This window comes from Phocaeicola coprocola DSM 17136 (genome assembly GCF_000154845.1).
Lineage (GTDB): Bacteria > Bacteroidota > Bacteroidia > Bacteroidales > Bacteroidaceae > Phocaeicola > Phocaeicola coprocola.
On record NZ_DS981474.1, the window covers coordinates 1 to 19,517 of the forward strand.

Here is a 19,517-nt window from a genome sequence, read left to right on the forward strand (position 1 = left end):
TTTTTCAAGGTAGTTAAAAGCCGAAGGGTGTATCTTGGAACCAGGACAAAGGTATAAGATACCAAAGCTGAGCGGTGCGTAATTGCCCGTATGCTTTCTTTGTCAGGAAGCAGGCGTGATATATAATATTCAGATTCTTGAGCAGTGCGAGAAAAGCATAATCATTAGTCATAATACATAAAGGTTATTCACGTGAATATGGCACGAAGGTTCCACCTCTTCCCATTCCGAACAGAGAAGTTAAGCTTCGTCACGCCGATGGTACTGCGCAAGTGGGAGAGTAGGTAGTCGCCGTCTTGGGAGAAGCCCTGCAGCATCACAAGTGCCGCGGGGCTTTCTTTTTTTGCATGAGGGCAGAAAAAACGCCGCCGGCTCTTGCCCTTCTGGAGAGTGCCCTTCGACGAGTCGATGCCGATTAGCTTTGCCGGAGTTTCTGAAGCCATACGGACAGCATCCGCAAGAGGTATAGCAGCTTTTTTTACCATTTCTATGATGTTCTGGAGACGGACTTAAAACGAAGCAATGTAAACTATGGATTAGGGATTTGCTTTTCAAGTGATTTTCTTGTATTTTTGTTTTAAACCTGATTCTTATGGATACGATTGTTATCAATGATTTATTCTCGGCAATATTCAATGTGTTGTATTTCGCTGTAATATTAGCAACGATTTTTATTGTTATTTTGGATAATCGTAATCCTGTTAAAACAATGGCGTGGATTTTAGTCCTTTTTTTTCTTCCAATAGTAGGACTTGTTTTCTATTTCTTTTTCGGGCAAAATACGCGTAAAGAAAGGCTGATTAGCCGTAAAGGATATTCTAGGTTGAATAAGCGTCCTTTAGCTGAATATCAGGCTCAGGAATCGTTGAAGGAGCAGACTGGTAAAAGCCATTTAATGTCCTTCTTCACTCGTGTCAATAATGCATGGGCATTTGGTGGAAATACAGTAAGTATTTATACAGATGGCTATTCCATGCTACAGGCTTTAATGCATGAAATCAGTTTGGCACGGCACCATATTCATTTACAGTTTTACATATTTGAAGATGATGCTATTGGACGTTTATTGCGTGATCTGTTAATTGATAAAGCAAGACAAGGGGTGAAAATCCGTTTATTATATGATGATGTGGGATGTTGGCGGGTAGACTCTATGTTTTATGACCAGATGCTGTGTGAAGGCATCGAAGTGCAAAGCTTTTTAAAGGTCCGTTTCCCTCGATTCACCAGTAAAGTAAATTATCGAAATCATCGGAAAATAGCCATTATTGATGGTCGTATCGGATTTATCGGAGGAATGAATATTGCAGAGCGATATATAAAAGGCTTCTCTTGGGGCATATGGAGAGATACACATGTACGTATGGAGGGGAAAGGGGTATATGGCTTGCAAAGCGCTTTTTTGACAGACTGGTTTGCTATTGACCGAACTCTGTTGACGTCTGCTGAGTATTTCCCTAAGATGAAAGATAATGGAAGTGCCATTGCACAAGTAGTAACGTCCGATCCTGTGGGAGAGTGGCATGAGATTATGCAAGGGCTGATGAAAGCAGTATGTAGTGCTCGGCATTATTTTTATGTTGAAACTCCCTATTTCCTTCCAACGGAAGAGGTCATGACTGCTCTTCAGATAGCAGCTTTAGGAGGTGTAGATGTACGTATTATGCTGCCTAAGCGTGCTGATACGTTTATAACGCATAAAGGTTCTCTATCATATCTGGATGAGCTTATGAAGGCTGGAGTGAAGGTCTATTTATATAAGAAAGGTTTCTTGCATTCTAAGCTGTGGGTTTCTGATGACGAATTTGCTTCGGTTGGATCGACGAATATGGATTTCCGCAGTTTTGAGCATAACTTTGAAGCCAATGTCTTTTTTTATGATAAGGACACTGTAAAAACGCTGAAAAATGTCTTTTTGGACGATCAAAAACATTGTCTGTTGTTATCACGTAAAATATGGGAACAGCGTTCGTGGAAAAATAAAGTAATGGAATCGGTTGTACGTTTATTAGCGCCTTTATTGTAGAAGGGTAAGATGAATGCAGGATATTAAAAACTATCACAGTTTTTTCGTGTGATTCACATAAAATAGCCTTATCAGTTCCATCTTTCAGGATAATGATAAGGCTGTTTGTATATTCTTTATTTATTAACGGAAGAATGAGAAATTTACACTTCCATAATGTCGATGTTCTATGAAGTGCGGATGGTTCTCGAAATTTTGGTCTTTTCCATGCTCCAGAACGAAGATTCCGTCTTCTTTCAATAGATTATACTCAAAAATTTTATCAGGTATTGTTATCAGCTCTTTTAAAGCATATGGAGGATCTGCAAATATGAAATCGAACTGTTCATTGCATCTCTCTATGTATTTAAATACATCTCCACGAAGAGGAAGACATTTGTCTGTTTTTACTTCATTCATTACTTTGCAAATGAAGGCATGATGCTGTGGATCTTTCTCTACTGAAATAACGCGTTCGCATCCGCGAGAAACAAGTTCTATACTGATACTACCTGTACCGGCAAAAAGGTCGAGTACTGTCGTTCCCTCAAAATCAATATAATTGTTTAATACATTGAAAAGATTTTCTTTTGCAAAATCGGTTGTCGGACGAGCTTTGAAAGTATGAGGGACATCAAAGCGGCGCCGTTTGTAAATGCCACTGATTACTCGCATATAAGTAAAGCTTGTATGTCAAACGGAATATCTTCTATACGTGAAGTGTGTGACGTATTGAATTCCGCTTGAGGATTAATAATAAAGATTCGTCGAAGATATTCTTTAAGCTGGTTTTGTACTTGCTGACGATAAGCTACATTGTCTCCCGTAAGATGTAATTCATCATGTTCCTGATCATACCCTAATTGTTTCCATATGTTCAGCAAATAGTAACTGCAATCACCAGTATTGTTTATTGTATAAGAATTTGCCAATTGTAATCTGCCCTTATCCAAGGCAAATGTATCCATACTATTCCCATGAATATTGGCATATAATTTCTTGTTGTTGCCCAGTTTACTACGATTTGTAAGATATTCTATTTGTGGACTTATTGTAGAGAAAAAACGGGCATTAGGAAGTTGTTCTGACAGAAACAAATGTGTTAACTTGTCTATCGTAAACAGAATGACTAAATTGCTCTTTCCTAATACGTTGCATAGTATTATTTCATTATTCTGTTTGCGGAAGTTTTGATAGAAGATAGTTTCCATCTGCTCGTCTTCGAATAATTCTAATGGGACAGAGGTATAACGGGCAGTATGAATAAGAATATTGACCTGGCGATATGTGTATTTCAACTCTGCTGTTTGAGCTAGAAAAGCTTTAACATTTGCAGCCATCGACTGTTGAGTATTGACAGCGAATGTCTGAAAATAGAAATCACATTCTTCTAAAGGGTTATAGACAGAAAAAGAAAATCCATCCGTACTAAGACGGATGGATAATGTATATTGGCTTGATTTTGTAAAATCAATATTACCGTTGGTCATAAATAATTATTCCCAGTTACCAGCGTTGTTATTAGGCTGTTCGATATCACCAACTCTCAAACCGCAATATTTGCCAAGTTTTTCCTGAGTATCTTTCAAGTTGATTAATTCTTGTCTGTTCAAGTCGCTCAGATATACATCATAAGAAACTTGAGCCTGGAACAAGTTCAATGGTGCACCAGACTTAGTAGTATCTTTGCGGATTGCCATTTCGAATTTAGCTCCGTTTCCATAAGGAACGAAAGACAATGAGTCAGGATTAAATCCTTTGCTGAAAATTGTATCCATTACAGCTACCCACATAGTATCACGACGGAAGTTCTGTAAACCAGCTTTTTCTACTTCGCTCCAGTTACCAGTCTTTTTAGCTTTGTTTATCAATTCCATTGCCTTCTTTTCAGTCATACCGTTGTTCAACTGATCGTCAGTCAAAGCACCAACTTTCATAATGAACGGTAATTTTGCTGTTTTTACGAAGTCGATAAGAGAATCGAAACTTGCAGTATATGCACCAGCATGTACTGTACGATATTCCTGCTGTGCTTTACGGATATCGATTAAGCGTGCAATAATAGCGTCTTCGCGGACTTTTTTCTCTTTGTCGAAATTGATAGGACCCATAATACTACCGTAGCAGATGTATACCAAAACAACGGCACAGGCAGCTAACACAAGATTAATAACTGTTTTCATGATAATATTTGTTTTTTTAGTTTATATTCGTAGCGCAAAAATAAAATAAATAACTTGAACCACGTCAAAGTTATATGAACTTTTTATAGGATATTTATGTTAAATAATGATTTATCGCAGCAAATTAAACGAAATTTTTTCTATAAACCAACAAGTGAGCAAGAAATTACTATTGAATCTTTTATAAATTTCTTATTTTCTCCGAAAAGCGATACTATTTTCTTGCTGAAGGGCTATGCTGGAACAGGTAAAACTGCTTTAATCAGCGCGTTGGTAAAGACGCTTGACCAGTTGAAACAGAAGTGTGTATTATTGGCTCCTACCGGTAGGGCTGCTAAAGTCTTTTCTCATTATGCTGGGCATTCTGCATATACTGTTCATCGTAAGATTTATCGTCAGCGTAGCTTTTCTAATGAACTGGATAACTTTGTTATAAATTCCAATCTGCATCAGCATACTTTGTTTATTGTAGATGAAGCTTCTATGATTGCCAATGAGGGACTTTCAGGGGGCATGTTCGGATCCGGACGTTTGTTGGATGATTTGATACAATATGTTTATTCAGGAGAGGGATGCCGGCTAATGCTGATAGGAGATACAGCACAGCTGCCTCCGGTAGGTGAAGAGGAAAGCCCTGCATTGTCTGTACCTATGCTCGAAGGATATGGCCTTGAGGTTATGGAACATTGTCTGACAACGGTAGTACGCCAGGGACAAGATTCTGGAATATTGTATAATGCAACATTGCTTCGTCGGTGTATAGCCGAAGAAGAGTATTTTTCTTTGCCCCAGATCAGGCTAAAAGGATTTTCTGATATAAAAACTATTTCTGGAGGAGAGTTGATTGATGCTATAAATGAGTGCTATGATAAAGTGGGAATGGACGAAACGATGATTATCTGTCGTTCGAACAAACGTGCTAATTTGTATAATAAAGGGATACGTAATACCATATTATATAGGGAAGATGAACTGAACACAGGGGATTTGTTGATGGTGGCTAAAAATAATTATTATTGGGGGACGGAGTGTAAAGAGTTGGATTTTATAGCGAATGGGGATATTGCTGTTGTTCGTCGTGTTCGTCGGATTCGTGAAATGTATGGTTTTCGTTTTGCTGATGTTGTTTTATGTTTTCCAGATTATGGAGATTTAGAACTGGAAGTAAAGATTTTATTAGACACCTTGCATTCTGACTCTCCTGCCTTGACAAAAGAACAGAGCGACTGTCTGTTTCATGCAGTGCTTGAGGATTATAGTGATATAAGCGTTAAGCGTGAACGGATGAAAAAAATAAAGGAAGATCCGTGGTATAATGCACTTCAAGTAAAATATGCTTATGCTGTAACTTGTCATAAGGCACAAGGAGGGCAGTGGCAGCGTGTATTTATTGATCAGGGTTATATGACGGAAGAAATGCTTACTCCAGATTATTTTCGTTGGCTATATACAGCCTTTACTCGTGCAACCGACATTCTTTATTTAGTGAATTGGCCCAAAGAGCAGATTGAAGAAGAGTAGTTTGATTATATTACGATGGGTCTTGAGTTCTATATATATTTGTTTTGCACTGAGTTTTTGGATAAATAAGAGCTGTGAGTTCTTTAAGAGTTGTGTGGAGTAATTTGTACGTTGATGGTTTCTAGGATTTTTGCAAATACTGCCTTTTATGGCAGTGTTTAACTATAATGCATCTACTAAGTGATGTAATCTGAAAATCTTATATTGAATTTTTATTCCTGATATTTGGGAGATAATGATTTGTTTGACAGTATGCTAATAAGTGTTTCCCATAATCCCTAAAAAATAGGATGAAATCTTATGGAAAATGTCTTGGTGATATAATGGAAGACTTTGTATAAATTTTCTAACTTTTCCGCCTTCTTTCTGGGAGTTTTTTCGTTATTTTTGCAATACAACAGTATAAAATAAAAATTATGATAGACGAACTATTAGAATACAATCGTGCATTTGTGGGGAAAAAAGGTTACGAAAAGTATTTAACGAATAAATATCCTGACAAAAAGATTGCTATTGTCACTTGTATGGATACCCGTTTGGTTGAATTGATTCCGGCTGCTCTTGGATTGAAAAATGGTGATGTAAAAATGATAAAAAATGCTGGAGGTACGATAACTCATCCCTTTGGAAGTGTAATGCGTAGTTTGCTGGTGGGTATTTATGAACTTGGGGTAGAAGAGGTGATGATAATTGGGCATACAGATTGTGGTGCACAGCACATGGATAGTAAGGTAATGCTCCGGCATATTAAGGAACACGGGGTAACTGATGAACAATTGGAAATGATGCAGTATTGCAATGTTGATTTACATTCTTGGTTGAGTGGCTTCGATAATGTGGAACAGTCTGTCAGAGGAAGTGTTCATTTGGTGAAGCATCATCCACTAGTACCTAAGGATGTCACTGTCCGTGGATTTATCATTGATTCGCAGACTGGAGAGTTGACTGAGTTTAAGAATATTGATTAAAGAGTCTGGCTTTTTCCTATATCAATCATAGGTATAAAGAAATATTAGCGTTTGAGATAAAGAGAAGGATATACTAAAATGATTATTGGGAGTTTAGCCCGTAATTCTCAAATAAAGAAATAGCCGCATCAAATTAATGATACGGCTATTTGTATTAATAGGGTGTCTTGATATTCAGCTAAAAATTACTTTCCAGAACGTAATTTTAGAAGACTATAGTGTTGGTAACTGTAAAATTACCGTTCTGCTTCTATTGTATAAGTGAAACTGTCTGCGCGATAGTAACCTATGTTATATTCTATAGGTACTTGATTGACGTCATATACAAAGCGTTCACGAATTAGTATTGGATCTGTTGTTTTTATATCGAGTTTTTCAGCTATGCGTTCTCCTGCCAGACTTGCAGATATTTTTTCTTTGCTGGTTTTTACAATAATGCCATAATCTTTTTCCAGTAACTCATATAGAGGACGTGTAAAATCCTCTTCTCCTGTAAGTGGTATTTTAGGATTAAAATAAGAAATGAAATATACGAAAGGATATTCTTTCTTTCCTCTTACTCTTTCTAGTACAATACATTTTACTGCATGCTCAGGATCAATATTGAAGAAATTACAAATTTCTTCTGATGGTTTTTTCCAACTGATATGAAGTTCAAAATTACGTATTTCGATACCGAGCATCTTCATCTCTTGTGAAAAGCTCAACCAATTTTTTACTCCGCCTACTATGCCTTTTTGAGCAACTTTTGTGCCAACACCTTTTTTGCGTATCAACAAACCTTCAAATACCAATTTATTGATAGCTTGTCTGAGTGTATTGCGCGAAATATTTAATCTTTCGGATAAATCAACTTCGTTAGGAAGAAATTTCCCATTTTTATACTCCTCTGATTCAATAAGCTTTCGAAGTATCTCTTCAGCTTGCACATGCAAGGGTTTGCTGCTGGCATGATCTAATTTCATATGTGCGATAGTTTTATTCTTCTGCAAATATAATAGAAAAAAACTTCTTAAACTATTGTTGGATGTAAAATCTTATTTATATATTTGCACAATATATGTTATGTATGAACAAGTATGTAATTTCTAGTAGCCTTATGAACCTTAATTAAGGTTGAGATTATGAGAAAAATCAATTTGTAGGCAATTAAATTTAATAAATGAATAGACACATGAACATTAGTTTGAAAAAAGTTTTTCTTTTGTTTTTGGGGGTATTTTCATTTTTTTCTTGCAAAAATGAAGAAAACACCGTTGTAGAAAATTTATCTCAGTATGTAGAGCCACGTATTGGTACGGCTCATTGTCGTTGGTTTCATTTTGCACCTGGAGCAATGCCATTCGGTATGGCAAAACCTGCTCCTTCTACTAATGGTAGTCTTGGAAATAAGTCCGGTTGGGAGGCTACTGGATATGATTATCGTGATAACACTATTGAAGGTTTTCCTTGTTTGCATGAGTTTCAGATTGGAGGAATATCGTTGATGCCAACTGTCGGAGAACTGCTTACTGTGCCAGGATTGCCTTCTGATACTATTAAGACGGGATATCGTTCTCGTTTCAGTCATGAAAATGAGGTGGTTAAGCCAGGATATTATTCAGTACTGTTGGATGATTATCAGATTCAGGCAGAGCTGACAGCTACAGAGCGTGTTGCTTTTCAACGCTTTACTTTCCCGCAAGGTCAGGAAAAACATATATTATTTAATATAGGTAATCGGCAGGGAGAAAGTGGAGCTGTTAAGGATGCTTATGTAGTTTATAATCAGGATGGAACAGTTGAAGGATGGGTGATAACAGAGCCTGAATATGTAAAGAAATACCAGCCAGGAGCAGTTGTACCTTTGTATTTTTCCGCTGTACTTGACAAAGAACCGCTCGATTATGGTGCATATAATGGAAATGTCCAACAGTCAGGTGTTCGTGAGTCAAAAGGTGTAGGAGCTGGCATGTATTTTTCTTTTGCTTCAGAAAATCAGGAAATCGTAACAGCTAAGATAGGCTTATCATATACTTCAGTCGAAAATGCCAGGTTAAATTTACAGCAAGAAGCTTCAGATTTAGACTTTGATCGTGCTAAAGAACGTGCACAAGCTACTTGGGAGGACTATTTAGGACGCATACGGGTTGAAACGGAATGTAGGGAAGATAAAGTGAAGTTCTATACCGGACTTTATCACGCCTTGTTGGGGCGTGGTTTGGCAAGCGATGTAAATGGAGCTTATCCTCGGAATGATGGTTCTGTGGGGCAGTTACCTATGAAGGAAGGTACTCCTTTATATAATATTTATAATACAGATGCCGCATGGGGAGCCCAATGGAACTTGTCTCAGCTGTGGATATTGGCTTATCCGGAATATATGTCAGAATATATAAGCAGCCATTTGCAGGCATATAAAGATGCTGGTTGGCTTGCTGATGGATTGGCTAATAACCGTTATGTTTCTGGTGTAGGAACTAATTTGTTGAGTACGATTATAGCTGGCGCTTATGAATGTGGAATTCGTGACTTTGATACGAAAACAGCTTATGAAGCATGTCTAAAAAATGAGTTGGAAGGTAAGAACAGACCTTTTGGAGCAGGAAAAGTAAATACGACAGAGTTTGTCAAGTATGGATATGTTCCTCATCAGGATACAGGTGAAGGCTATCATGAAACCTTTATGTTTTCAGCATCACATACGTTGGAGTATTCTTATAGTGCCTGGGCTGTTGCACAGTGGGCTAAGCAGTTAGGTGATGAAGCTCACTATAGTCAGCTGATGGATTTGTCAAAAGGATGGGAACGCCTTTATGACTCTTCATGCAATTTTATTCGTCCGAAAAAAGCAGATGGAAAATTTGTAGATAATTTTGACCCTATGCAGGTTTGGCGAGGTTTTCAGGAAGGCAATGCTTGGCAATATACTTTTTATGTGCCGCACGATGTAAAAAGCTTGGTGGCTAAAATGGGTGCAGATGAATTTAATCTACGTCTGGACAGTATCTTTACGATTTCTCAAAAGAAGATTTTTAGTGGTGGAACAGAAGTCGGTGCTTTTGCAGGATTACAAACTTTATATAATCAGGGTAATCAGCCTTGCTTACATATCTCGTGGCTTTTTAATGAATCTGGTCGCCCGTCGCTGACACAGAAATGGGTTCGTGCAATCTTGAATGAATTTTATGGCACAGATGGTATTCATGGATATGGATATGGTCAGGATGAAGATCAGGGACAACTAGGAGCGTGGTATGTGATTTCATCTATTGGACTGTTTGATGTGAAAGGACTGACGGATGAGAATCCTTCTTTTGCTCTGGGAGCTCCTCTGTTTGATAAAGTAACTATTCGTTTAAGCGATAAATATTATTCAGGAAAAGAGTTCGTTATCACGACTTCAGGGAATGAAAAGGGAACTTCTTATGTGCAGCAATATTCTTTAAATGGACAACAGTTGCACGAACCTCGTATCCCATTCTCTGAAATTGTAAAAGGTGGACGTTTGGATATTCAGATGGGGAATTCTCCAAAGGATAATTATTAAAAACCATCGCTTAAATTTAATAGTGTTTGCTTGTGAAAAAGTAAACTGATAAAATAGTATTTATATGAATATAAGACGATTATTAGGAGCAGGTGTGATATGGTTGGGAATGTCTGTTCCAGCAATAGCATCTTTAGTGATAAAAAATGTGGAAATCACATCTCTTCCGGCTTTATATAAGTCGGATAGTGGTTTACAGCAGCGAGTTTGGATAAACATTGTGCATGAAGGTGATGTTGAGCCTATAGTTCTTCAAGTTGGGTGAAGTTACTAAAAAGGTGAAATTACATTCCGGAGAGAATAATTTTTATATAGAAATTCCAGAGGTAAGTCAAGCACAGGAAGATGTATTGACTGTGAAGCAAGGTAGGGAAATACTTTATACTGAACCTATAAAGATAAATCCGGTCCGTCATTGGCAAATGAATCTGGTGCAACATACACACACAGACATTGGCTATACCCGTTCTCAAATGGAAATATTGACGGAACATTTACGTTATATTGATTATGCACTGGATTATTGTGACGCTACCGATAATTATCCGGAGCCGGCAAAGTTTCGTTGGACTTGTGAAATTTCATGGGCTGTCAGCGAATATTTAAAATGCCGTCCGGCGGAGCAGATTGCGCGCTTGAAACAAAGAGTCAAAGAGGGGCGTATCGAGTTTGCTACGATGTATCTTAATTTTGACGAATTGCCAGATGAGCAAACTTTGGCTGCATCATTGGCTCCTCTTAAGCAGTTCCGTCAGCATGGAATGCGTGCGGAGTTGGCGATGCAAGATGATGTAAATGGTATCGGTTGGTGCTTTAGTGAATATTTTGCTGATGCGGGAGTGAAATATTTGAATATGGGTACCCATGGACATCGTGCTCTGATTTGTTTTGATAAGCCGACCGTATTTTGGTGGGAATCTCCTTCAGGAAAGAAAATGCTGGCTTATCGTGCAGAACATTATAATCAGGGAAACTTTTTCGGAATTCACAATGACGATTTTGAGTCGTTTGAAACTAAGGTGTTGGAGTATCTGAAGCAATTAGAAGATAAACATTACCCGTATGATATTTGTGCAGCTCAACATTAAGGATATTTTACAGACAATGCACCTCCTTCAACCAAAAGCTGTGAAATGGTAAAGCGTTGGAATGAAAAGTATGAATGGCCTAAATTGAGAACGGCTGTTGCCACAGAGTTTATAAAAACGGTGGAAACACAGTATGCGGATAAAATTCAGACAATTCGTGGGGCATGGCCCGACTGGTGGACGGACGGTTTTGCTTCTGGTGCTCGTGAGGCTGCTGCATCTCGTATCACTCACTCAAATGTGATTGCTAATCAGGTAGGTTTATCTTTTGCCAAAATGTTGGGAGCAGAATTGCCTACTGATATAAATAAGCAGATTGCAGGAATTAATAATGCTTTGCTGTTTTATGATGAACATACGTTTGGACATAGTGAGAGTGTACGTAATCCTTATGGATTGGAAACATGGGAACAGCGTTCGTTAAAGCAATCGTATGCATGGGAAGCATATCGGTATACTGGATTGTTGGGAGAAACTGTTATGGGGTTACTTCAGTCATTTACTCCTAAGGCGAAGCTTCCGTCTGTTGCTGTTTTTAATACTTTAAACTGGGATTATAGTGGAGTCGCTAAGGTGTATATTGATCACCAGATACTACCGAAAGAAAAAGATTTTGAAATTGTAGACGCTGCTGGTAATAAGGTTCCGGCTCAGGCAGGAGAAGTTCGTTCTGATGGTACATATTGGTATCTGTATGTGCGAAATGTTCCAGCTTTAGGTTGCGAACGTTATTTTATTAAAGTAAAAGATGCTCCTCGTCCTGTAATTGAACGGACAATACAATTAGCCGATACACATATAGAAAATGATTGGTATGCGGTTGATTTTAATTTGCAGCGTGGAACAATTAAACATTTATTCGACAAAGAACTTAATTGTTCCTTGCTGACAGATGATGCAAAGTGGGAATTGGGTGAGTTTGTTTATGAAATCATAGACAGCCGTCATCCTATGGAGAAATATCAGGCTCCTCAGTTTTTACGTCGTAGTCCGGAAAAAAAATCCGTTTTGAACAGTTTGAAAAAGGAGAAATATGGGATACTTATCGCTTCCGTGCAACTACTTCTGCCGGCATTGGTGAAGATAATTTAATGGTGGAGTTCCGTATATACAATGTGGAGAAAAAAATAGAAGTACTTTATCGTTTGCGTAAAAAATCTGTAATCAATCCGGAAGCAGTATATGTTTCTTTCCCTTACCAGATTGAAAATGGAAAAATATTCTTAGATGTTCCTGGTGGAAATATAGAAGCAGGTGTTGATCAAATAAAAGGTTCGTCTAATGATTGGTATACAGTGCAGAATTTTGCAACAGCGCGAAATAGTCACTCACAAGTTGTCATGTGTAGTCAGGAGATACCTCTGATGCAGTTCGGAGCAATTAATACAGGACGTTATCAGGCTGGAGCGGTTTCTCAGTCTACTAATATGTATTCATGGCCAATGAATAATTATTGGGTTACGAATTTTAATGCAGATCAGGTAGGAGAAATGCAATGGAGTTATTTTATAAATTCTTCTGAAGATTCTTCTTTGGAATATGCAACAAAATTTGCGTGGTCTAATAGAATTCCTTTCCTGACTAGAGTGTTACCTGCTGGAGAAGGAAATGATGGAACTAATCAGGTGAAAAATATTCTGAGAATAAATTCAGGGAATGTTTTATTAGTAAATATGACCCCTGTTGAAAATGAAAAGGCTGTTATGTTGCAACTTAGGGAGATTGGAGGTAAAATGGTAGACCTTTCTTTCTCTTCGGATATTGTGAATATTAAAAAAGTGGAAGTATGTGATGTTGTTGGAGAAACAGTTAAAGGTGAACAAGCTGCTTTGAAATTAAAACCTTGGGAAAGTAAATTTATCAAAATATACTGGTAATGTTTATTTGAATACTGTTTTTGATACTAGCTTACCCGTCATCGGTTATATCCGATGACGGGTTTCTTTTTAATGATAATAGATGAATATTTTATGAGAATATAGAATATGTATATTGCACGTTTTATTGTATTGTTTGAACACTCTATGTTACATATGGACAAATATATTTTCCCTGCTTTCTTTTTTATACTTTTGGTATATTATAGTTTAATTATGCGTAATTTATTGATAATTAAATTGATTTATCTAATATGTATGCGTTCGTATAGTTCTGTTCTATAATTTTATTCTATTTCGATAAGATGAATTTTTTCTATTAATTCTATTTGATTATAAAATATTCTTTTTATATTTGCACAAAATGATAATATGTATGAACAAAAAAATAAATTATTTATGAGAAAACCGAATTATGACAAATATCCTGCTACGGTAATTGATGGGAATATCCTTCAAGGATGGGGTGAGATACGTGATGTTCTTGCATCTAAATTGTCTGAAAAAGCTGTATTAGCAGTCGACTGCTATACTGGGGTGTATGAAAAAGAACTTATAGATGAGCTTTCTTTACTTCAGCCGGCAGAAATTATTCTGGTGAATGAATTGTATAAAGATGAGAAGGTTATAGCTGAAATGACAGAACGCTTTATGACTGATGATGTGTTGTTTGGCTATGTAACCAATTTATGCTTGGCAGATTATTTTGATAGTGAAAAGCTGGCGGCTGCACAAAAAAAAGTCAGTGAAAGCAATAAGCCTGTTATTGTGTTAGGTACAGGAGCGCATATGGTTGCCCCTGAAGCAACGCTTGTGTATGTGGATATGGCCCGTTGGGAAATTCAGCAACGTTTTCGTCGTCATGAAGTAAAAGCTTTAGGTATAGACAATCGTAATGAAGCTGTTTCGCTCCAATATAAAAGAGGATATTTTAATGATTGGCGTGTATGCGATCGTTATAAAGATTCATTGTTTTATAAGGTAGATTTTTGGTTGGATACTCATATTGCAGGCCAGCCTAAAATGATTGATCGTGAAACTTTCTTTAAAGGTATTGAGAAAACATCTACGAAACCTTTCCGTGTTGTTCCTTTCTTTGATCCGGCGCCATGGGGAGGACAATGGATGAAGGAGGTATGTGATTTGGACCGCAGTAAGCAAAATTACGGTTGGTGCTTCGACTGTGTGCCCGAAGAAAACAGCCTTTATTTTGAAGTAAATGGTGTACGCTTTGAATTACCTTCAGTTGATTTGGTGTTGTTGAAAAGTAAAGAATTACTTGGAGAGCCTGTTGAAGCACGTTTTGGAAAAGACTTTCCGATACGTTTCGATTTCTTGGATACAATAGGTGGTGGAAACTTAAGTTTGCAGGTGCATCCTACAACTCAGTTTATCCGCGAGAATTTCGGTATGTACTATACACAGGACGAAAGCTACTATCTGCTGGATGCAGAAGAAGATGCAGTTGTTTATTTAGGTGTAAAGAATGGGGTAGACCGTGAGGCTATGATAGAGGATTTACGCAGAGCGCAGCGTGGTGAAATCGTATTCGATGCCGAAAAGTACGTAAACAAGATACCGGCCAAAAAGCATGACCATTTCTTGATACCTGGAGGAACAATCCATTGTTCAGGTTCAAACAGTATGGTACTTGAAATCAGTTCAACTCCCAATCTGTTTACTTTCAAACTTTGGGACTGGCAGCGTTTGGGACTTGACGGAAAACCTCGTCCAATAAATGTAGAACGTGGAAAACATGTCATCAATTGGAATAGAAATACGGATTATGTATATGAAAAACTTCGTAACCATGTGACCTTGATAGGTGAAGGTGAAGGTTGGATGGAAGAACGTACCGGTTTGCATGAAAATGAGTTTATTGAAACCCGTCGTCACCGCTTCTCTGTTCCCGTATTGCACCATACTAACAATAGTGTGAATGTGTTCAATCTATTGGAAGGAGAGGAGGCTATTGTAGAAAGTCCTACTCATTCATTCGAGCCATTTGTAGTACATTATGCTGAAACCTTTATTATTCCGGCTTGTGTAGGTGAATATACTATCCGTCCTTATGGTTTGTCAGAAGGTAAGGAGTGTGTGACAGTGAAAGCTTATGTACGCTTCTGATAGTAGAAAAACAGAGTAATAAACCTTTAAAGAAGCCTTAAAAATATGTACGAAAATGACAAACGAATAGTATTGACCCTTGATGCAGGAGGAACTAATTTTGTTTTTTCTGCCATCAGGGGCAATATTCAGATTGTTTCGCCAGTTTGTATGCCTTCTTGCTCGGACAATCTGGATAGATGCCTAGCCACTTTAGTGGCTGGTTTTGATGCCGTAATTAAAAGCTTGGATACACCTCCTGTTGCAATCAGCTTTGCCTTCCCAGGTCCGGCAGATTATAAAAATGGAGTGATAGGTGGAAACTTGCCTAACTTCCCTTCTTTTCGTCAGGGAGTAGCTCTTGGCCCATTTTTGCAACATCATTATGGCATTCCTGTTTATATAGAAAATGATGGAAATCTGTTTGCTTATGGTGAGGCTTTATCTGGAGCTCTTCCTATGGTAAATAGAGAATTGGAGGCAATGGGGCATAACCGGAAATATAAAAATTTACTGGGAATAACGTTAGGTACTGGCTTTGGAGCTGGGGTTGTAATAGATAACAGATTGTTGACAGGAGATAATGGCTGTGGAGGGGACGTTTGGCTGATGCGTAACAAGAAGTATCCTTCAATGCTTGCAGAAGAAAGTGTCAGTATTCGTGCCGTTAAAAGAGTGTATCGTGAATTGTCAGGAGTACAGGATGCCGATCTGACTCCTAAAGATATCTATGAAATTGCTGAAGGTATAAAGGAAGGTGATAAGAAGGCTGCAATAGCTAGTTTTCAGGAATTAGGAGAAATGGCTGGAAGTGCAATTGCATCTGCACTGAATATTGTAGATGGGTTAGTAGTGATAGGTGGTGGACTAGCTGGTGCTTCTCACTATATATTACCGGCTTTAGTAAATGAACTGCGCGCTACATTATCAATGTTTTCAGGAGAGCAATTCCCATGTTTGCAGATGGAAGTTTATAACTGGGAAGATGAAATGGACAGAAAGAAGTTTCTGGATTATCAACATCGTGAGGTCTTGATTCCCGGAACGTCAATTAAAGTACCCTATAATAATACGAAACGCATTGCAGTGATGTGTAGCCGTGAAGGAGCAAGCTGCTCTATCATGCGAGGTGCTTATGCATATGCGTTATCACAGTTAGAAGTTTAGTTTTCTTTAGGTAACAAGTTTTCAATAGGTATATCTTAATTGGTCTATTAAAATTATTAACTTTTAAATTTTAATTAATTTATGAAACATGTAATAATGTGTTTTGTAGCTAGTTTGTTGCTTTCGTTGGTTTCCATACCAATGCTGGCACAACAACAGTCACGACTCATATCTGGTATTGTTAAAGATGAGTCAGGTGAGCCAATGATTGGTGCTAGTGTATTAGACGTTTCCACTAAACAAGGTACTATTGCTGATATAGACGGTAAATTTACTTTGGAAGTGACTTCTTCTTCTAAACTGCAAATATCATTTGTTGGATATAAAGACCAGATTATTTCTGGAAAAGATTTGAAAAAAGATATGATAATTGTTTTAAAATCTAATACAGAAATGATTGATGAACTGGTAGTTGTAGGATATGGTACACAGAAAAAAGTAAATCTTACAGGAGCTGTTGCTTCTGTTTCAACATCTGATATTCAAGGAAAACCTGTTACGAATATTGTTGAAGCTTTGCAAGGAACAACTTCCGGATTAGTAATTCAGCAGTCTAACTCAGCTCCAGGTGCACGTCCTAGTATTAATATTCGTGGATTAAATACGATGAATAATAATGACCCGATGGTTCTGATTGATGGAATTATTGGTGATATTCAAAATGTAAATCCTTCAGATATTGAAAATATTTCAGTATTAAAAGATGCTTCATCTACAGCTATCTATGGTTCTCGTGCGTCAAATGGTGTTATTTTGATAACAACTAAAAAAGGTTCTGCACAAAAAAATGAAGTAACTTATGAAATGCAGTATGGATGGCAGTCTCCTACTTGTTTACCGAAAGTCGTTGATTCATGGGTATATGCAGAAATGCGAAATGAAGCATTGGTAAATTCTGGACAGCCTGCGGCTTTTACTCCAGAGCAGATTGCATATTATCGTAACGGTGGTCCTAATTGTAAATGGATTGAAGAACTTTATAAGAAAAATTCTCCTCAACAAAGCCACAATTTATCTTTTTCAGGTGGCAATGATAAAACAACTTTTTTGGTTTCATTAGGGTATATGGATCAAAATAGTATGTTTAAAGGACCGGATTATGGTCAACAAAGATATAATGGACGTTTAAATTTGAGTCATAAAGTTTCAGAGCGTTTTAATTTCAGCACAACCGTTGCATATGCTCGTAATGAAGTTAAAGATCATGCTTATTGGACAGAATGGATTATAGAGCAAGCAACTCGTATGCCTTCTATTTATCCGATTAAAGATGAAAATGGAGCATATACTTATCCTAGTGGTAGTAATTCGAATGCTTTAGCCAGACTGGAACAAGGAGGTTATCGTCAGAACTCTAATGATGATGTATCTGCAACACTTAATGCTGAGTTGAAGATTTGGGATGGACTAAAATTGAAAGGAATGATTGGTGGGCAGTTGTATAACAATCGTACTCATGAAAATAGAAAAGCAATTGAAGCTCCTGCTTCTGGTGATACAGAAAATCGTATGACAGAACAGTTTGCTCGTTCATTGAATCTTACAACTAACGTGATGTTGACTTATGATAAGTCGTTTGGTAAGCATACGGTAGGTGCAATGGTCGGATATTCTTATGAAGGAGGTAGTGACAAAGGATATGATACATATCGTGTGACAGAAACATCTGATTTTGATATAATGGTTGGTACTCAGACTTCTAATGTTGGAAATTCAGGAAGCGGAAGTGACTGGTCTATTTATTCGGAATTTGCACGTCTCAATTATAATTATGATGAGAAGTATTTATTTGAAGCAAATTTACGTAATGATGCTTCTTCAAAATTTGCAAAGGGTAATCGTTCAGCTCTTTTCCCCTCGTTCTCTTTGGGATGGAGAGTTTCAGAAGAAAGATTTTTCGAGAAACTAAAAGAACATGTTTCTTCTTTAAAGTTAAGAACTTCATGGGGATTAGTTGGAAATAACAGAATTGATAACTATCAATATTTATCATCTGTAACAGTTTCTCCTAAATATAATTTTGGAAATACAATAGTAAACGGGGCCTCGTTTGCAGCTGTTAATACCGATATAAAATGGGAAACAACTGCAATGTTCGATTTGGGTATAGATGTTGGATTCCTTAATAATTCATTGAATATTACAGCTGATTTCTTTAATAATGTAACTCGTGACATTCTAATAGGTTTACCCGTTCCAGGTATGTTTGGTGGAGGTAGCCCTGTCCAGAATGCTGGAAAAGTGAGAAATCGCGGTTGGGAATTAAATATGAATTACCGATTCAAGACTGGGCAGGTAGAACATTTTGTTTCAGGAAATGTTTCTGATGCTGCTAATGAGGTAATAGATACTCGTGGTGTTGAATGGATTAATGGGGCCGATGTTAATACAATTATCAAAGAAGGATATCCTATTAATTCTTATTATGCTTATAGAGTTAACGGTATATTCCAAAATGATGAAGAGGTTGCACAGGGACCTTGGTTGGATGGGATAACTCCAAAACCTGGAGATCTGCGTTATGTTGATAAAAATAACGACGGCTTGGTGAAAGAAAGTGACGACCGTTTTATACTTGGAGATAATTTCCCTCATTATACTTATGGATTTAGTTATGGATTTACTTGGAAAGGTTTCGATTTTTCAATGTTTTGGCAAGGTGTAGGTCGACGCAATGTTTGGTTACGTGGTGAATCTGTAGAAGCTTTTCATAATAATAATGAAGGACCAGTTTTTGACTTTCATTTAGATCGCTGGACTCCGAATAATCCGGATGCTTCTTATCCACGTTTAACTGTAGGTGCAGAGTCTGCTAACAATGCTGCTAAATCTAATTTCTGGATTCAAGATGGCTCTTATTTACGATTGAAAAATGCTCAGATTGGTTATACTTTCCCGCAAAAATGGATGAGAAAAGTATATGTGAAAAATTTAAGAATTTATCTGAGTGGTCAGAATTTATTTACATTAAGTCATATAAAAGGCGGATGGGATCCTGAAACTACTGATGGTGGAGGACGTATTTATCCTGTTTCTCGCGTAATATCTATGGGATTAAACATTAAATTTTAAT

The 19,517-nt window shown here is 37.4% G+C and carries 16 protein-coding genes, 1 rRNA gene and 1 pseudogene; 12 read left to right on the top strand and 6 right to left on the bottom strand.

Annotated features, from left to right (window positions below):
- Positions 1 to 13: 13 nt before the first annotated feature.
- Positions 14 to 172: a hypothetical protein gene (locus BACCOP_RS20440; RefSeq protein ID WP_007568433.1), complete on the bottom strand. Its 159-nt coding sequence runs from the start codon at positions 170 to 172 to the stop codon at positions 14 to 16.
- Between the two features lie 16 nt (positions 173 to 188).
- On the opposite strand from BACCOP_RS20440, the gene rrf reads away from it, so the two are divergent.
- A 5S ribosomal RNA gene (gene rrf / locus BACCOP_RS08955) occupies positions 189 to 297 on the top strand.
- 77 nt (positions 298 to 374) lie between these two features.
- Here the strand turns inward: rrf and BACCOP_RS20445 are convergent.
- Positions 375 to 485, bottom strand: a pseudogene (locus BACCOP_RS20445) (amidohydrolase family protein); the annotation flags it as partial.
- Positions 486 to 592: 107 nt separating this feature from the next.
- Between BACCOP_RS20445 and cls the strand changes: the two are divergent.
- Complete coding sequence (gene cls, locus BACCOP_RS08960; protein ID WP_007568436.1) at positions 593 to 2,026, top strand: cardiolipin synthase; 1,434 nt, start codon at positions 593 to 595, stop codon at positions 2,024 to 2,026.
- 123 nt (positions 2,027 to 2,149) lie between these two features.
- Here the strand turns inward: cls and BACCOP_RS08965 are convergent, their stop codons facing one another.
- From BACCOP_RS08965 to BACCOP_RS08975, 3 genes are read right to left on the bottom strand one after another with little or no spacing between them, the layout of a single operon-like run.
- Positions 2,150 to 2,680, bottom strand: a complete 531-nt coding sequence (locus BACCOP_RS08965) for an RsmD family RNA methyltransferase (RefSeq protein WP_007568438.1) — start codon at positions 2,678 to 2,680, stop codon at positions 2,150 to 2,152.
- Entirely contained in the window at positions 2,671 to 3,495 is an 825-nt protein-coding gene (locus BACCOP_RS08970) for a DUF3822 family protein (RefSeq protein WP_007568440.1), read from the bottom strand. The genes BACCOP_RS08965 and BACCOP_RS08970 overlap by 10 nt, the downstream gene beginning before the upstream one ends.
- A 6-nt stretch (positions 3,496 to 3,501) precedes the next feature.
- Positions 3,502 to 4,188 (bottom strand): hypothetical protein, encoded by a 687-nt coding sequence (locus BACCOP_RS08975; protein WP_007568442.1) that lies wholly within the window; start codon positions 4,186 to 4,188, stop codon positions 3,502 to 3,504.
- Positions 4,189 to 4,284: 96 nt separating this feature from the next.
- On the opposite strand from BACCOP_RS08975, the gene BACCOP_RS08980 reads away from it, so the two are divergent.
- Together BACCOP_RS08980 and BACCOP_RS08985 are read left to right on the top strand one after the other, a co-directional pair.
- Entirely contained in the window at positions 4,285 to 5,709 is a 1,425-nt protein-coding gene (locus tag BACCOP_RS08980; protein ID WP_007568444.1) for an ATP-dependent DNA helicase, read from the top strand.
- Between the two features lie 416 nt (positions 5,710 to 6,125).
- A complete protein-coding gene (locus tag BACCOP_RS08985) occupies positions 6,126 to 6,677 on the top strand; it encodes a beta-class carbonic anhydrase (RefSeq protein WP_007568446.1) in 552 nt (183 codons plus the stop codon).
- Between the two features lie 236 nt (positions 6,678 to 6,913).
- Here the strand turns inward: BACCOP_RS08985 and BACCOP_RS08990 are convergent, their stop codons facing one another.
- Positions 6,914 to 7,642, bottom strand: coding sequence for a GntR family transcriptional regulator (locus BACCOP_RS08990; protein WP_007568448.1), 729 nt, complete (start codon positions 7,640 to 7,642; stop codon positions 6,914 to 6,916).
- A gap of 209 nt (positions 7,643 to 7,851) precedes the next feature.
- Here BACCOP_RS08990 and BACCOP_RS08995 point away from each other — a divergent pair, with 209 nt between their 5' ends.
- The 8 genes from BACCOP_RS08995 (at position 7,852) to BACCOP_RS09015 (ending at position 19,516) form a co-directional block, all read left to right on the top strand.
- Entirely contained in the window at positions 7,852 to 10,206 is a 2,355-nt protein-coding gene (locus BACCOP_RS08995) for a GH92 family glycosyl hydrolase (RefSeq protein ID WP_227994683.1), read from the top strand.
- 64 nt (positions 10,207 to 10,270) lie between these two features.
- Complete coding sequence (locus BACCOP_RS21080) at positions 10,271 to 10,471, top strand: hypothetical protein (protein ID WP_007568452.1); 201 nt, start codon at positions 10,271 to 10,273, stop codon at positions 10,469 to 10,471.
- 13 nt (positions 10,472 to 10,484) lie between these two features.
- A complete protein-coding gene (locus tag BACCOP_RS21610) occupies positions 10,485 to 11,294 on the top strand; it encodes a glycoside hydrolase family 38 N-terminal domain-containing protein (protein ID WP_227994680.1) in 810 nt (269 codons plus the stop codon).
- 45 nt (positions 11,295 to 11,339) lie between these two features.
- Positions 11,340 to 12,386 (top strand): hypothetical protein, encoded by a 1,047-nt coding sequence (locus BACCOP_RS21615; protein WP_007568456.1) that lies wholly within the window; start codon positions 11,340 to 11,342, stop codon positions 12,384 to 12,386.
- 23 nt (positions 12,387 to 12,409) lie between these two features.
- Positions 12,410 to 13,171 (top strand): hypothetical protein, encoded by a 762-nt coding sequence (locus BACCOP_RS21620; RefSeq protein ID WP_227994679.1) that lies wholly within the window; start codon positions 12,410 to 12,412, stop codon positions 13,169 to 13,171.
- Positions 13,172 to 13,570: 399 nt separating this feature from the next.
- Entirely contained in the window at positions 13,571 to 15,298 is a 1,728-nt protein-coding gene (locus BACCOP_RS09005) for a class I mannose-6-phosphate isomerase (RefSeq protein ID WP_040311980.1), read from the top strand.
- Between the two features lie 45 nt (positions 15,299 to 15,343).
- On the top strand, positions 15,344 to 16,444 hold the full coding sequence (locus tag BACCOP_RS09010; RefSeq protein WP_007568462.1) for an ROK family protein: 1,101 nt from the start codon (positions 15,344 to 15,346) through the stop codon (positions 16,442 to 16,444).
- Positions 16,445 to 16,525: 81 nt separating this feature from the next.
- Entirely contained in the window at positions 16,526 to 19,516 is a 2,991-nt protein-coding gene (locus tag BACCOP_RS09015; RefSeq protein WP_040311976.1) for a SusC/RagA family TonB-linked outer membrane protein, read from the top strand.
- The last annotated feature ends 1 nt before the right edge of the window (position 19,517 follow it).

Bases quoted from the DNA above. Each gene is read 5' to 3' on its own strand.
- BACCOP_RS20440 (WP_007568433.1), bottom strand. From the start codon at position 172: ATGACTAATGATTATGCTTTTCTCGCACTGCTCAAGAATCTGAATATT.
- cls (WP_007568436.1), top strand. From the start codon at position 593: ATGGATACGATTGTTATCAATGATTTATTCTCGGCAATATTCAATGTG.
- BACCOP_RS08965 (WP_007568438.1), bottom strand. From the start codon at position 2,680: ATGCGAGTAATCAGTGGCATTTACAAACGGCGCCGCTTTGATGTCCCT.
- BACCOP_RS08970 (WP_007568440.1), bottom strand. From the start codon at position 3,495: ATGACCAACGGTAATATTGATTTTACAAAATCAAGCCAATATACATTA.
- BACCOP_RS08975 (WP_007568442.1), bottom strand. From the start codon at position 4,188: ATGAAAACAGTTATTAATCTTGTGTTAGCTGCCTGTGCCGTTGTTTTG.
- BACCOP_RS08980 (WP_007568444.1), top strand. From the start codon at position 4,285: ATGTTAAATAATGATTTATCGCAGCAAATTAAACGAAATTTTTTCTAT.
- BACCOP_RS08985 (WP_007568446.1), top strand. From the start codon at position 6,126: ATGATAGACGAACTATTAGAATACAATCGTGCATTTGTGGGGAAAAAA.
- BACCOP_RS08990 (WP_007568448.1), bottom strand. From the start codon at position 7,642: ATGAAATTAGATCATGCCAGCAGCAAACCCTTGCATGTGCAAGCTGAA.
- BACCOP_RS08995 (WP_227994683.1), top strand. From the start codon at position 7,852: ATGAACATTAGTTTGAAAAAAGTTTTTCTTTTGTTTTTGGGGGTATTT.
- BACCOP_RS21080 (WP_007568452.1), top strand. From the start codon at position 10,271: ATGAATATAAGACGATTATTAGGAGCAGGTGTGATATGGTTGGGAATG.
- BACCOP_RS21615 (WP_007568456.1), top strand. From the start codon at position 11,340: ATGGTAAAGCGTTGGAATGAAAAGTATGAATGGCCTAAATTGAGAACG.
- BACCOP_RS09005 (WP_040311980.1), top strand. From the start codon at position 13,571: ATGAGAAAACCGAATTATGACAAATATCCTGCTACGGTAATTGATGGG.
- BACCOP_RS09010 (WP_007568462.1), top strand. From the start codon at position 15,344: ATGTACGAAAATGACAAACGAATAGTATTGACCCTTGATGCAGGAGGA.
- BACCOP_RS09015 (WP_040311976.1), top strand. From the start codon at position 16,526: ATGAAACATGTAATAATGTGTTTTGTAGCTAGTTTGTTGCTTTCGTTG.